12 protein-coding genes are annotated in these 12685 nt (G+C 73.5%); 5 read left to right on the forward strand and 7 right to left on the reverse strand.

Going from position 1 to position 12685, the window contains the following annotated elements; all coding sequences use genetic code 11:
- Nucleotides 1-120: 120 nt before the first annotated feature.
- Nucleotides 121-1287, reverse strand: a complete 1167-nt coding sequence (xylA, locus tag ACF1GV_RS20125; protein WP_391682556.1) for a xylose isomerase — start codon at nt 1285-1287, stop codon at nt 121-123.
- 125 nt (nt 1288-1412) lie between these two features.
- Between xylA and xylB the strand changes: the two genes are divergently transcribed.
- The 4 genes from xylB (at nt 1413) to ACF1GV_RS20145 (ending at nt 6336) form a co-directional block, all read left to right on the forward strand.
- A complete protein-coding gene (gene xylB / locus ACF1GV_RS20130; protein ID WP_391682558.1) occupies nt 1413-2852 on the forward strand; it encodes a xylulokinase in 1440 nt (479 codons plus the stop codon).
- Between the two features lie 28 nt (nt 2853-2880).
- The gene (locus tag ACF1GV_RS20135) at nt 2881-4089 is read left to right on the forward strand and encodes an ROK family protein (protein WP_391682561.1); all 1209 of its coding nucleotides are present in this window, start codon (nt 2881-2883) and stop codon (nt 4087-4089) included.
- 297 nt (nt 4090-4386) lie between these two features.
- Nucleotides 4387-4986: an N-acetylmuramoyl-L-alanine amidase gene (locus ACF1GV_RS20140; RefSeq protein ID WP_391682564.1), complete on the forward strand. Its 600-nt coding sequence runs from the start codon at nt 4387-4389 to the stop codon at nt 4984-4986.
- A gap of 111 nt (nt 4987-5097) precedes the next feature.
- Nucleotides 5098-6336, forward strand: coding sequence for a phosphodiester glycosidase family protein (locus ACF1GV_RS20145; protein ID WP_391682567.1), 1239 nt, complete (start codon nt 5098-5100; stop codon nt 6334-6336).
- Between the two features lie 12 nt (nt 6337-6348).
- On the opposite strand, the gene ACF1GV_RS20150 is transcribed toward ACF1GV_RS20145, so the two are convergent.
- The 6 genes from ACF1GV_RS20150 to ACF1GV_RS20175 form a co-directional block, all read right to left on the reverse strand.
- Nucleotides 6349-6543 (reverse strand): hypothetical protein, encoded by a 195-nt coding sequence (locus ACF1GV_RS20150; protein WP_363265555.1) that lies wholly within the window; start codon nt 6541-6543, stop codon nt 6349-6351.
- 139 nt (nt 6544-6682) lie between these two features.
- Nucleotides 6683-7546 carry a phosphatidylinositol-specific phospholipase C/glycerophosphodiester phosphodiesterase family protein gene (locus tag ACF1GV_RS20155; RefSeq protein WP_391682569.1) on the reverse strand — a complete coding sequence of 288 codons (864 nt, stop codon included), beginning with the start codon at nt 7544-7546 and terminating at the stop codon, nt 6683-6685.
- 164 nt (nt 7547-7710) lie between these two features.
- Entirely contained in the window at nt 7711-8784 is a 1074-nt protein-coding gene (locus ACF1GV_RS20160) for an acyl-CoA dehydrogenase family protein (RefSeq protein WP_391682571.1), read from the reverse strand.
- Nucleotides 8781-9962, reverse strand: coding sequence for an acyl-CoA dehydrogenase family protein (locus ACF1GV_RS20165; RefSeq protein WP_391682573.1), 1182 nt, complete (start codon nt 9960-9962; stop codon nt 8781-8783). The genes ACF1GV_RS20160 and ACF1GV_RS20165 overlap by 4 nt, the downstream gene beginning before the upstream one ends.
- Entirely contained in the window at nt 9959-10924 is a 966-nt protein-coding gene (locus ACF1GV_RS20170) for an NADPH:quinone oxidoreductase family protein (RefSeq protein WP_391682575.1), read from the reverse strand. Before ACF1GV_RS20170 ends, ACF1GV_RS20165 begins: the two co-directional genes overlap by 4 nt.
- Nucleotides 10925-11007: 83 nt before the next feature.
- Nucleotides 11008-11580, reverse strand: a complete 573-nt coding sequence (locus tag ACF1GV_RS20175) for a helix-turn-helix domain-containing protein (protein ID WP_391682577.1) — start codon at nt 11578-11580, stop codon at nt 11008-11010.
- 85 nt (nt 11581-11665) lie between these two features.
- Between ACF1GV_RS20175 and ACF1GV_RS20180 the strand changes: the two genes are divergently transcribed.
- Nucleotides 11666-12598 (forward strand): NAD(P)/FAD-dependent oxidoreductase, encoded by a 933-nt coding sequence (locus ACF1GV_RS20180; RefSeq protein ID WP_391682579.1) that lies wholly within the window; start codon nt 11666-11668, stop codon nt 12596-12598.
- The last annotated feature ends 87 nt before the right edge of the window (nt 12599-12685 follow it).

Genomic DNA, 12685 nt, shown 5'->3' on the forward strand with positions numbered 1-12685 from the left:
GGGGGGGGGGGCGGGGGGGGGGCCCCCCCCGGTGTTATCGGGCCCCCCCCCCCCCCGGTGGGGGGGGGGGGGGGGGGGGGCCCCCCCGGGGGGCCCCCCCCCCCACGCCCTGTCCGGCGGTCAGCCGCGTGCCCCCAGCAGGTGGTCCATGGCGAGCTGGTCGAGGTGCTCGAAGGCCATGCCGCGGGCGGCCGCCGCCTCGACGTCGAAGTCCTCGAAGGCCGCGCGGTCGGCGAGCAGGGCCTGAAGGCCGTCGGAGGCGGTGGGCTGGGCCAGCTGGTCCAGGCGGGCGTCGCGCAGGGCCTGCTGCACCTCGGGGTCGGCGCGGAAGGCGGCGGCGCGCTCCTTGAGGATGAGGTAGTTGCGCATGCAGCCCGCGGCGGAGGCCCAGACTCCGTCGAGGTCCTCGGTGCGCGGCGGCTTGAAGTCGAAGTGCCGGGGACCGGCGTAACCGGCGCTCTCCAACAAGTCGACCAGCCAGAACGCGGCACGCAGATCGCCGGCGCCGAAGCGCAGGTCCTGGTCGTACTTGATGCCGGACTGGCCGTTGAGGTCGATGTGGAACAGCTTGCCCGCCCACAGGGCCTGCGCGATGCCGTGCGGGAAGTTCAGCCCGGCCATCTGCTCGTGGCCGACCTCGGGGTTCACGCCGTACAGCTCGGGGCGCTCCAGGCGCTCGATGAACGCGAGGGCATGGCCGACGGTGGGCAGCAGGATGTCGCCGCGCGGCTCGTTGGGCTTGGGCTCGATGGCGAAGCGCAGGTCGTAGCCCTGCTCGGTGACGTACTCGCCCAGGAGGTCGAACGCCTCCTTCATCCGGTCCAGCGCCACCCGCACGTCCTTGGCCGCGCCGGACTCGGCACCTTCGCGGCCGCCCCAGGCGACGTAGACCTGGGCGCCCAGCTCGACGGCGAGGTCGATGTTGCGGATGGTCTTGCGCAGCGCGTAGCGACGCACGTCGCGGTCGTTGGCGGTGAAGGCGCCGTCCTTGAACACCGGGTGGGTGAACAGGTTCGTGGTCGCCATCGGCACCTTCATGCCGGTGGCGTCCAGCGCCTGCCGGAAGCGCTTGACGACCGACTCCCGCTCGGTGTCGGTGGAGCCGAAGGGGATCAGGTCGTCGTCGTGGAAGGTCACCCCGTGGGCGCCCAGCTCGGCAAGGCGCTGCACCGTCTCGACCGGGTCCAGGGCGGCGCGGGTGGCGTCCCCGAAGGGGTCCCTGCCCTGCCAGCCGACGGTCCACAGACCGAACGTGAACCTGTCCTCGGGGGTGGGCTGGTAGCTCATGCCACGGCTCCTTGCTCTTGCTCGCGACTATTTCGTCATGGCGCTTTACAAATTAGTATGCGCACGCACCAGGGGGAAAAGACAAGGGGCACGCCGTCCCGAGCCGCATCGAGAGGGAGAGCACGATGTCAGCAGCCGAGGGTCCGCTCGTCATCGGCGTGGACACGTCCACGCAGTCCACCAAGGCGCTGGTCGTCGACGCCTCCACCGGCCGGGTCGTCGCGAGCGGCCAGGCACCGCACACGGTCTCCTCCGGCACCGGCCGCGAGAGCGATCCGCGGCAGTGGTGGGACGCGCTGTGCGAGGCGCTGCGCCAGTGCGGCGAGCCCGCGCACGAGGCGGCCGCGGTCTCGATCGGCGGGCAGCAGCACGGCCTGGTCACCCTGGACGAGCACGGCGAGCCGGTTCGCCCGGCCCTGCTGTGGAACGACGTGCGCTCGGCGTCGCAGGCGCGCCGGCTCACCGAGGAGCTGGGTGGGCGGCAGTTCTGGGCCGAGCGCACCGGGAGCGTGCCCACCGCGTCGTTCACGGTGACGAAGTGGGCCTGGCTCGCCGAACACGAGCCGGAGGCGGTGCGCGCGACCAGGGCGGTGCGTCTGCCGCACGATTATCTGACCGAGCGGCTCACCGGCCAGGGCACCACCGACCGCGGCGACGTCTCCGGGACCGGCTGGTGGGCGTCGGCCGGCGAGGCGTACGACGAGGAGATCCTCGCGCGCGTGGGCCTGGACCCGGCGCTGCTGCCCCGCGTGGTGCGCCCGGGAGAGATCGCCGGCACGGTCCGCGAACACCACGATCTGCCGTTCTCCAAGGGCACCCTCGTCGCGGCGGGCACCGGCGACAACGCGGCCGCAGCCCTGGGCCTCGGCCTGCGTCCCGGAACGCCGGTGATGAGCCTCGGCACCTCCGGCACGGTGTACGCGGTGTCCCGGCACCGCCCCACCGACCCGACCGGCACCGTGGCGGGCTTCGCCGACGCCCGCGGCGACTGGCTCCCGCTGGCCTGCACCTTGAACTGCACGCTCGCCGTCGACCGCGTCGCCGCCCTGCTGGGCCTGGACCGCGAGGCCGTCGAGCCCGCCGCCGACGTGACCCTGCTGCCCTACCTGGACGGCGAGCGCACACCGAACCTCCCGGACGCCTCCGGCCTGCTACTGGGCCTGCGCCACGACACCACCGCCGGCCAGCTGCTGCAGGCCGCCTACGACGGGGCCGTGCACGCCCTGCTCGGCGCGCTGGAGAGGGTGCTGGACGAGGACGCCGACCCGGCGGCTCCCCTGCTGCTGATCGGCGGCGGCGCCCGCGGCACGGCCTGGCAGCAGACGGTACGACGGCTGTCGGGGCGCCCGGTGCAGGTGCCCGAGGCCAGGGAACTGGTCGCGCTCGGCGCGGCGGCCCAGGCGGCCGGGCTGCTCACCGGGGAGGACCCGGCCGCGGTCGCACGGCGCTGGGACACCGCGCGCGGACCCGTGCTGGAACCCGTGGAGCGGGACGAGGAGACGCTGAGCAGGATCTCCGGGGTACTCTCCGACGCGTCCCCGCTGCTCGGGCGGGAGGCCCACTGACGACATCGACCGAGGACCGGCTTCCGGCATGAGCGCACCCCTGCACGAGACCCACCCGGCGTCCCCGGGGCGCGCGCTGCCCGACACCCAGCAGGGCATGCGCCGCCGCAATCTGGCCCGGGTGATGCACACGGTCAGCGCGCAGGGTCCGCTCTCCCGGGCCGCGGTCGCCTCCCGCATCGGCCTGACGCGCGCGGCGGTGTCCACCCTCGTCGACGAGCTGATACGCACCGGGCTGCTGCAGGAGCTGGGCCCCGAACGGCCCGGGCGGGTGGGCCGGCCGGGATCGGCGCTCGCCGTCAGCGATCGCGGTCCCGCCGGGATCGGCGCGGAGGTCGGCGTCGACCATCTGGCGGTCTGCGCGGTGGACCTGCGCGGCCAGGTGCGGGCCCGGGCCGAGCGGCACGGCACGAACCGGGGCCGCACCCCCGAGCCCGTCCTCGCCGAGCTGGCCGGCCTCGTCCGGCGGGTCGTCGCCGAGGCCGAAGGTGAGGGTCTGTGGCCCGCCGGACTCGCCGTGGCAGTGCCCGGACTCGTCGCCCCGGACGGGCGCACGGTCGTCCGCGCCCCGAACCTGGACTGGCGCGATGCCGACCTCGGCGCGCTGGCCCCGAGCGGCGTCCCGCTGGTCGTGGACAACGAGGCCAACTTCGGCGGCCTGGCCGAGCTGTGGCTCGGCGAGGGCACTCCGCGGGACTTCCTGCACGTCTCGGCCGAGATCGGCATCGGCGCGGCGGTGGTCGTGGACGGGCGGCTGCTGCGCGGGACGCGCGGTTTCGCGGGCGAGCTGGGGCATGTGCCGGTCCACCCGGACGGTCCGGCCTGCGGTTGCGGCGGCCACGGGTGCCTGGAGCAGTACGCCGGTGAGGAGGCGGTCCTGCGGGCGGCCGGTGTGGAGCCGGGCGAGGACCGGGTGGGGCTGCTCGCCGAGCGGGCGGCGGGCGGCGACGAGGCGGTGCGGCGGGCCCTGCGGGAGGCCGGGGTGGCGCTCGGCATCGCCCTGACGGGTGCGGTCAACCTGCTCGATCCCGAAGCCGTCGTGCTGGGCGGCGCGCTGGCCGGTCTCGCGCCGTGGCTGCTGCCGGCGCTCCGTGAGGAACTGGACGGGCGCACGGCCGGACGTGCCTGCCCGGTCTCGGTGTCCCGGCTGGGGCCGCAGGGACCGCTGCTCGGTGCCGCGCACTCGGTGGTGCGGGCGGTACTGGACGACCCGGCGCAGGTGGCGGAGCGGGCCTGACGCGCGGGGAACCGGCACCCCCAACGCTCATCGAACTGAGGTGAGTTCGCCCGAACGGGTGAGCGCGTTGTCCACATTGCGTGTGCTGTCCACCGACCCGGCGCCGTCCTCTTCTGCGCGCCCTCGGACGGCCGTACCGTGAAACCCGGTCGTCGCCCGCTTCTCGCGGCGAACCCGCTTTCCCCGCCGTGCGCATGACGGAGCGTGACCCGATGAGCGACCCAGGATCCCCAGTGCCGCCCCCGGTCTGCCGTACGGCGGCCGGGCACCCTCCCACGCGTCGAAAGGCATCCGCCCATGGAACGGCCACGACCGCTTCCCAGCAGACGACGGCTCCTCACCGGCGCCGCTCTCGCCGCCGCCTCCTCCGCCCTGTTCCCGCCTGCGCGGGCCGGCGCCCAGGCGCAGGCCGTCGACTATCCGCCCGCCGAGTGGCAGCCGGCGAGCAGCTCCAACTACACGGCCTCCAGCCGGCCGTCCGCCTATCCCCTGGATTACGTGATCATCCACGTCACCCAGGAGACGTACGCCACGACCCTGTCCATCTTCCAGAACCCCCAGAAGAAGGTGTCCGCGCACTACGTCGTGCGCTCCTCCGACGGGCATGTGGCCCAGTGCGTCCGCGAGAAGGACATCGCCTGGCACGCGGGGAACTGGGACTACAACACGCGCAGCATCGGCATCGAGCACGAGGGGTGGGTGGACCAGCCGGCCTACTTCACCAACGCCCTGTACGAGCAGTCGGCGAGACTCACGGCGGCGATCTGCGACCGCTACGGCATCCCGAAGGACCGCACGCACATCCTCGGCCACTACCAGGTGCCGGGTACGGACCACACGGACCCGGGACCGGACTGGGACTGGGTGCGCTACATCCGGCTGGTCAACTTCGCCTGAGGTCACGGAGGCATGCACTGCACTCGGGCTCCGTGCCTGCCACGCGGGGCGGTGCCGTCTGGGGCGCTGCCCCGGAATCCTGGGACAGTTGACGTGACATCAGGGGGACTTGTGGCGACACGTCGGAAGAGCCCCGCGCGGGGCAGATCCGTCCTGACGCTCCTGGCGGCACTCGGCACGCTGACCGGAGCAGCCCTGGCGGGCGCGGCGCCGGCCGGTGCCGCCGAGCGGGGAACACCGGTCGCGCCGGGAGTGGTGTACGAGGAGCTGGACATCAAGGGAGCCCAGGGAGTCACGCACGCCCATGTACTGAGCGTGGACCTGCGCAACGCGAAGGTGCGCCTCGGGCTGCTGTACCCGGGCGCGGTGGCCGCGCGGGCGCCCGTCTCACAACTGGCCGACGCCGAGGGCGCCGTCGCGGGCGTCAACGGTGACTTCTTCAACATCACCGAGACGCAGCACCCGGACGCGAACGCGACCGGGGCGAGCGTGGGCCCGGCGATCGCGGCCGGTCACGTGCTCAAGGCGGCTGTGCCGGGCGGACAGCGGTTCGGGCCTGCGCTGCCACCCGGCACCACCACCGAGGAGGTCATCGGTACGGGGACCGACGGGCGGGCCCGGATGGGGCGGTTGAGCCTGCGCGGTTCGGTCCGCACCCCGGACGGCACGCTGCCTCTCGGCGGGCTGAACCAGTACGCCCTGCCGGTCGGTTCCGTCGGCGCTTTCACCGCCGAGTGGGGCAGCGCCTCGCGCAAGCGGGCTACCTGCGGTACGGACACCGAGCGGGCCGCACCGTGCAGCACCGACACCTTTGAGGTGACCCTCCGCCAGGGGCGGGTGGTCGCCGTGTCCGACACGCCGGGCACCGGACCCATCGCACGCGGGACGACCGTGCTGGTGGGCCGGGAGGCCGGTGCGCAGTGGCTGCGGAAGCTGACCGAGGGCGAGAAGGTGAGCGTGACGCACCGGCTGGTCGCCGCCGGGAGCGGGGTGCCGTACCACTTCGCGCTCGGTGGCTATCCGCTGCTCACCGGCGGGCAGCCGCTGCCCGGGCTGGACGACACCACGGCCGCCGTGCGCACCGCCGTGGGGCTTGCCGGCGGCGGTCGGCGGGTGCTGCTGTTCGCCCTGGACGGTGCCGCCGAGTACCGCACGGGGCTGACCGTCGCGGAGGTGGCCGAGGCGCTACGCGGGCTGGGCGCGCGTGAGGGGTTCAGCCTGGACGGCGGCGGCTCCACCACGCTGGTGGCCCGGGCGCCGGGAGAGACGGCCGTGTCCGTGCGCAACCATCCCACTGGTGGCGCCGAGCGGCCCGTCCCGAACGGCATCGGTGTGTTCGTCGGCCGGTGAGGGCCGGTGGGCTCACGGCCGGAGGCTGCCGACGATGTCGGCGGTGGCCGTGAGCCCGCTCTGGATGGTCGGCGCCATGCTGGTGCTGGCGAGGTAGAAACCCAGCAGCAGGCAGACCAGTGCGTGGGTGATCTTCAGTCCGCCGTTGCGGATGAAGATCACCGCCAGGAGCAGGAGCAGCAGCACCACTGAGATGGAAATCGCCATCGTCGGCCTCCTCCGCCACGACGCCGCATGACGCGACGCCACGCCCTTGCACGCCCGTCCGTTTCACGGCGTTCCGCCGCAAGTGTGGCGTAGGCGAGGGTTGACCCGGGTGGCTGACGTGTCCCCCGAACGGGTGGTGTCACCGAGTGCGGTGGGTATCCAGGAAAGTTTCCGCTCCGGCGAGGTCGTCGGTGTTGAGGTAATCGACGCCGGCGGCGAGCAGTTCCGTCCACAGGCCGTCGCGGGCGGGGCCGGGTGTGTCGGTGGTGGCCCAGAACCGCACCTGCTGCCCGCGCGCGTGCGCCTGCGCGACGATGCCCCGCAGCTTGGCCCGCTCGGTGTCGGGGAAGGCGCCGGTCCCCTGCCAGGTGAAGTTCAGCGTCCAGTTGTCGCTGATCAGCGGGATGAGGGAGGCGGTTGCTGAGCCGCCGAAGTCGGTGAGCCGGCCGTCGTAAAAGGCGTGCCGGACGGCCTGTGCCTCCATCGGGATGCGCGCCGCCCGGTCGCCGGAGACGACCGCGGTGACCGGGCCCGGGTGGACGCGGCCGTGGGCGTGGGTGGTGAACAGGTGCCGGTAGCGGCTGAGGTGGCGGTCGAGTTCCCGGTAGGTGGAGGAGCCCTCGGTCTTGATGTCGATGAGCAGTTGCAGCGGCTTGCGGTAACCGCGGTAGACCGAGCCGCCCTGGGCGCGGACGCGGGCGGCGAGCGGGGCGAGGTAGAGGGACTCCAGAGTGCGGGACGGGGCGAGGTCGCCCGGGTCATGGGCGACGAGGAGCTGGTCGCCGACGAGGAAGATGTCGGCCTCGACGCTGCCGAAGCGGTGGTCGAGCGCGTCCAGGAGGGGGCGCGGGTGCTCGTAGTCGTTGTGGGCGTGCGCGTGCCACAACGGGCGCGGGCCGCGGCGCTGTTCACCGGCAGACGCCTGCGTCGCGGGCAGCGCGAGGGTGCCGGCGAGGGCGGCGCCGAGAGTGGTGAGGGCTCTGCGGCGGGTGGTGAGGGCCATGCTCTGCCTCCCATGAGGTCGGATGGGACCGGGGAGAGTATGCGTGCCCTCACGCTGCAAGGTACGTGGGTGAGCGGGGAGTTGGCGCGTTGTTCACTTCTCGTGGCCGGACAGGCGAAAGCCCGCCCCCGGTGAGGGGACGGGCTCCACGCAAGGCGGGCGCGTCAGGGCGCCTGGAGGTCCACCAGAGCGGCCAGCGCCTCGCGGTGCGCCCCGGCCGTGCCGTAGGCGATCGCATCGGCCTTGGCCCGCTTGAGGTACAGGTGGATCGGGTGCTCCCAGGTCATCCCGATACCGCCGTGGAGTTGCAGCGCCTCCTCGGCGGCGTGCACGGCGACGGGCGCGGCGTAGGCCTGGGCGACGGCGACCGCCACGTCGGTGTCCGTACCCGTCGCGAGGGCGTCGGCGGCGCCGCGGGCGGCCGCCCGGAGGTTGACGACCTCCAGCCACAGCTGGGCGAGCCGGTGCTTGAGCGCCTGGAAGCCGCCGACGGGCCGGTTGAACTGCTTGCGCTCCTTCAGGTAGCGCACGGTCTCGGTCAGCGTCCAGTCGGCGACGCCCAGTTGCTCGGAGGCGAGCAGTCCGGCCGCGGCACGCAGGGCCCGGCGTACGGCGGGTCCGGCGTCGCCGAGCCGGCGGCCGGGAGCGCCGTCCAGCCGTACCCTCGCCACCGGGCGGGTCAGGTCAAGCGACACCTGGGCGGTGACCGTGGCGGCGTCCGCGTCCACGGCGTACAGTCCGCCGTCCTCGCCCGGCACGAGCAGGACGTCGGCGGCCGAGGCATCGGCGATGCCCGTCAACTCACCGTGAAGCAGGCCGTCTTCCACGCGTACGGCGGGGAAGACCGCGCCCGGCGCGAGATGCAGGCCGACGGCGAGGGCGCCGATCGTGCGGCCGGAGGCCAGGGCGGCGAGCAGCTCGGCGTCGCCGCAGGCCAGCAGCGCCTCGGTGGCGACGACGGCACTGGTCAGATACGGCACCGGCGCGACCGCGCGACCCAGCTCCTCCAGGACGACGGCCACCTCGCGGTGCGAGGCGCCCTGACCGCCCTGCTCCTCGGGCACCAGCAGTCCGGCCAGGCCCATCGACTCGGCGAGGGACTTCCACAGGGCGCGGTCGTGCGGGGTGTCGCTCTCCACGCGGGTGATCACGTCGGCCGGGGCGCAGTGGTCGGTGAGCAGGTCCCGGACCGCGGCCCGCAGCGCCTCTTCCTCCTCGGAGTAGAGCAGATCCGTCATCGGGCCAGGTCCTTCCAGGCGACGTCCTTGTCGGTGCGCGGCTCGGAGGGCAGCCCGAGGACGCGCTCGGCGACGATGTTGAGCAGGACCTCACTGGTCCCGCCCTCGATGCTGTTGCCCTTGGAGCGCAGATAGCGGTAGCCGGCGTCCCGGCCGGTGAAGTCGACCAGCTCGGGACGGCGCAGGGTCCAGTCGTCGTACAACAGGCCCTCCTCGCCGCGCAGTTCCACTTCCAGACCGCTGATCTCCTGGTTGAGGCGGGCGAAGGCGAGCTTCATGCCGGCGCCCTCGGGGCCGGGCTGGCCGGCGACGAGCTGCTGACGCAGGCGTTCCGCGGTGAGCCGGGAGACCTCGGCCTCGACCCACAGCTTCAGCAGCCGCTGGTGCAGGTCGTGCGTGCGCAGGCCAGGGCGTTCGCGCCAGGTCTTCGCGACCTTGCCGATCATGCCGCCCTCGCGGGGCAGGGCCATGCCGCCGATGGCCACGCGCTCGTTGTTGAGCGTGGTCTGCGCGACCCGCCAGCCGTCGCCGACCTCGCCGAGGCGGTGGGTGTCGGGGATGCGGACGTCGGTGAGGAAGACCTCGTTGAACTCGGCCTCACCGGTGATCTGGCGCAGCGGCCGGACGTCGACGCCGGGGTCGGTCATGTCGCAGGCGAAGTAGGTGATGCCGGCGTGCTTGGGCACGGTCGGGTCGGTGCGGGCGATGAGGATGGCCCAGCGGGCGTTGTGCGCGCCGGACGTCCACACCTTCTGCCCGTTGACGACCCACGTGTCGCCCTCGCGGACGGCACGGGTGCCGAGCGCGGCCAGGTCGGAGCCGGCGCCGGGCTCGCTGAACAGCTGGCACCAGACCTCCTCCCCGGTCCACAGGGGCCTCAGGAAGCGCTGCTTCTGCTCCTCGGTGCCGTACTTGAGGATCGTCGGCGCGGCCATGCCCAGGCCGATGCCGTTGCGGCGCGGCTCGTTGTCGGGGGCGCCCGCGGCGGCCAGTTCGGCGTCCACGACACCCTGGAGGGAGCGGGGGGCGCCGAGACCGCCGAGACCCTCGGGGTAATGGACCCAGGCGAGACCGGCGTCGAAGCGGGCCCGCAGGAAGTCGAGGCGGTCGGTCGTGGCGGGCGGGTGCGCGGCCAGGAACTCCCGGGTCCGGCGGCGCAGTTCCTCGGCGTCGGTCATGCTGCTCCCTCCATCACCACGGCGATCCGGCCGGTGCTCAGGCCGTCCGCCACCTTCTGCACGCCGGCCGCGGCTTCGTCCAGCGGCACCCGCTCGCTCACCAGCGGCTTGATCGCGCCCCGGGCGGCCAGCTCGGTGAGCTGCTCGTGGCACTGCTGCACGAGCTTGGGGTTCTTGGTGTTGTACAGACCCCAGTGCAGGCCGAGGATCGAGTAGTTCTTCACCAGGGCGTGGTTGAGGCCGGGGCTCGGGATGGTGCCGCTCGCGAAGCCGACGACGACGATCCGGCCCTCGAAGGCGACCACCTTGGTGGACTGGGTGTACGCCTCCCCGCCGACCGGGTCGTAGATCACGTCGGCGCCGCGACCGCCGGTGGCCTCCTTGACCGCGGCGACGACGTCCTCGGCGCGCCGGTCGACCACCACGTCACAGCCCAGTTCCCGGGCGACGGCGGCCTTCTCGGCGCCGCCCACGACACCGATGACGGTGGCGCCGGCGGCTTTGCCGAGCTGCACGGCCGCGCTGCCGACCCCTCCGGCGGCGGCGTGGACGAGCAGGGTCTCGCCGGCCTGGAGCGCGGCCCGGCGGTGCAGGCCGAACCAGCCGGTCTGGTAGCCGATGTGCAGGGCGGCCGCCTCCGCGTCGTCCAGGGCGTCGGGCGCGGGCAGCAGGGCGGCGGCCTCCGCGACGGCGTACTCGGCGAAACCGCCGTACGGCAGGGCCGGGTTGGCGATCACGCGGCGGCCGTCCTCGGTCTCGCCGCAGATCTCCACACCCGGCGTGAACGGCAGCGGCGGACGGATCTGGTACTGGCCCCGGCACAGCAGGGCGTCGGGGAAGTTGATGTTCGCGGCGCGCACCCTGAGCAGGACCTGGCCGTCGCCGGGCGTGGGACGCTCGACGTCCTCGAGGCGCATCACCTCGCTCGGCTCACCGTTCTCGTGCACCTGCCATGCCTGCATGCGGAGCCTCCACAAGACTGCGTCGTCCGATCGGTCACCCGCATACTAAGCGGTCGCTTGCCATCAGGGAACAGTCTCGTGCGTCACCCCCGCTTCGGCCTCGCCCGTACGTGCATCCGCTCGCCCTGCGGGCCGAAGAGGCTGAGGAACTCCACCGGCCCCTCCCCCGTCGAGCCGAACCAGTGCGGCACGCGGGTGTCGAACTCGGCGGCCTCCCCCGGCGTGAGCACGACGTCGTGCTCACCCAGCACCAGGCGCAGCTTCCCGGAGAGCACGAACAGCCACTCGTAGCCCTCGTGCGTGCGCGGATCGGGCCGTTCGGCGCGCTGCGGCTCGATCATCTTGTAGGCCTGGAGCCCGCCCGGCTGCCGGCTCAGCGGGTACAGGGTGCGGCCACCACGGGTGATCGGTTTCGCCCGCACCCGGGGGTCGCCGACCGGGGGCGCGCCGACCAGTTCGTCCAGCGGGACCTGGTGCGCCTGCGCGATCGGCAGCAGCAGCTCCAGGCTGGGTCTGCGCAGGCCGGACTCCAGCCGGGACAGCGTGGAGACGGAGATGCCGGTCGCCTCGGAGAGAGCCGCCAGCGTCACCTCCCGCTCCTTGCGGATCCGTCGCAGTCTCGGGCCGACGCCCGCGAGTACCTCGTCCGTCGTCATGCCCCCATTGTGTCTTGCCGAACCGGCAAAGACGTTTGTCGTTTCCGGACCCTCCGGGTCACTGTCGGGGGCGGAGGTGGTCACCATGACCGAGACGTACGAAGTGGTCGTCGTCGGGGGCGGCGCTCCCGGACTGTCCGCCGCGCTGGTGCTGGGCCGGGCCCGGCGCCGCACGCTCGTCGTCGACGCGGGCGAGCCGCGCAACGCACCCGCCGCACACATGCAGGGCTTCCTGTCCCGGGACGGGATGCCGCCCGCCGAGTTCCTGGCCGTAGGCCGTGAGGAGATCGCCCGGTACGGCGTGGAGCTGGTCCGTGACCGGGCGGTGGACGCGACGCGTGAGGACGGCGGCTTCGCCGTACGGATGGCCGGTGGCCGCAGCGTGCGCGCCCGGCACCTGGTGATGGCCACGGGGCTGAAGGACGAGCTGCCGGACGTTCCCGGCGTCGCCGAGCGCTGGGGGCGGGACGTGCTGCACTGCCCGTACTGCCACGGCTGGGAGGTGCGCGACCAGGCGTTCGGCGTGCTGGCCACGAGTGCGCTCAGCGGGCACCAGGCGCTGATGGTCACCCAGTGGTCCAAGGACGTGACGTTCTTCCTGCACCGGGTGGCCGAGGAGGAACTGTCCGGCGACGACCTGCGCCGGCTGGCGGCGGCCGGGGTGGCGGTGGTGCCGGGTGAGGTCGCGGGCCTGGTGATCGAGGACGACCGGCTGACCGGTGTACGACTCGACGACGGCTCGGTGCACGCGCGCGAGGTGGTCTTCGCCGCCCCCCGCGCGGTGCCGCGCACCGATCTCCTCCGGCGGCTCGGCGCCGAGCTGCGCGAGACGCCGTTCGGCTCCTACCCGGTGATCGACGAACGCGGCCTGACGACCGTCCCCGGCCTGTGGGCGGCCGGCAACGCCTCCGGCTTCGCCGAACAGGTCATCAACGCGGCCAGCCGCGGCTACCGCGCGGGCGCGGCGATCAACGGCGAACTGCTCTTCACCGACCTGGACGCGGCGGTACGACGCTGAGGGGGGCGCCGGTGGGGTGTGGCGGTACGACGCTGAGCGGGGCGCCGGCCCGGCCTGGTGGTACGACACTGAGCCTGGCGCCCGGCG

Origin of the sequence: Streptomyces sp. NPDC014006 (assembly GCF_043088925.1) — a bacterium.
GTDB lineage: Bacteria > Actinomycetota > Actinomycetes > Streptomycetales > Streptomycetaceae > Streptomyces.

Coding starts and splice junctions, on each gene's coding strand:
- ACF1GV_RS20170 (WP_391682575.1), bottom strand. CDS start 10,924: ATGCAGGCATGGCAGGTGCACGAGAACGGTGAGCCGAGCGAGGTGATG.
- xylA (WP_391682556.1), bottom strand. CDS start 1,287: ATGAGCTACCAGCCCACCCCCGAGGACAGGTTCACGTTCGGTCTGTGG.
- ACF1GV_RS20155 (WP_391682569.1), bottom strand. CDS start 7,546: ATGGCCCTCACCACCCGCCGCAGAGCCCTCACCACTCTCGGCGCCGCC.
- ACF1GV_RS20160 (WP_391682571.1), bottom strand. CDS start 8,784: ATGACGGATCTGCTCTACTCCGAGGAGGAAGAGGCGCTGCGGGCCGCG.
- ACF1GV_RS20135 (WP_391682561.1), top strand. CDS start 2,881: ATGAGCGCACCCCTGCACGAGACCCACCCGGCGTCCCCGGGGCGCGCG.
- ACF1GV_RS20175 (WP_391682577.1), bottom strand. CDS start 11,580: ATGACGACGGACGAGGTACTCGCGGGCGTCGGCCCGAGACTGCGACGG.
- ACF1GV_RS20180 (WP_391682579.1), top strand. CDS start 11,666: ATGACCGAGACGTACGAAGTGGTCGTCGTCGGGGGCGGCGCTCCCGGA.
- xylB (WP_391682558.1), top strand. CDS start 1,413: ATGTCAGCAGCCGAGGGTCCGCTCGTCATCGGCGTGGACACGTCCACG.
- ACF1GV_RS20165 (WP_391682573.1), bottom strand. CDS start 9,962: ATGACCGACGCCGAGGAACTGCGCCGCCGGACCCGGGAGTTCCTGGCC.
- ACF1GV_RS20150 (WP_363265555.1), bottom strand. CDS start 6,543: ATGGCGATTTCCATCTCAGTGGTGCTGCTGCTCCTGCTCCTGGCGGTG.
- ACF1GV_RS20140 (WP_391682564.1), top strand. CDS start 4,387: ATGGAACGGCCACGACCGCTTCCCAGCAGACGACGGCTCCTCACCGGC.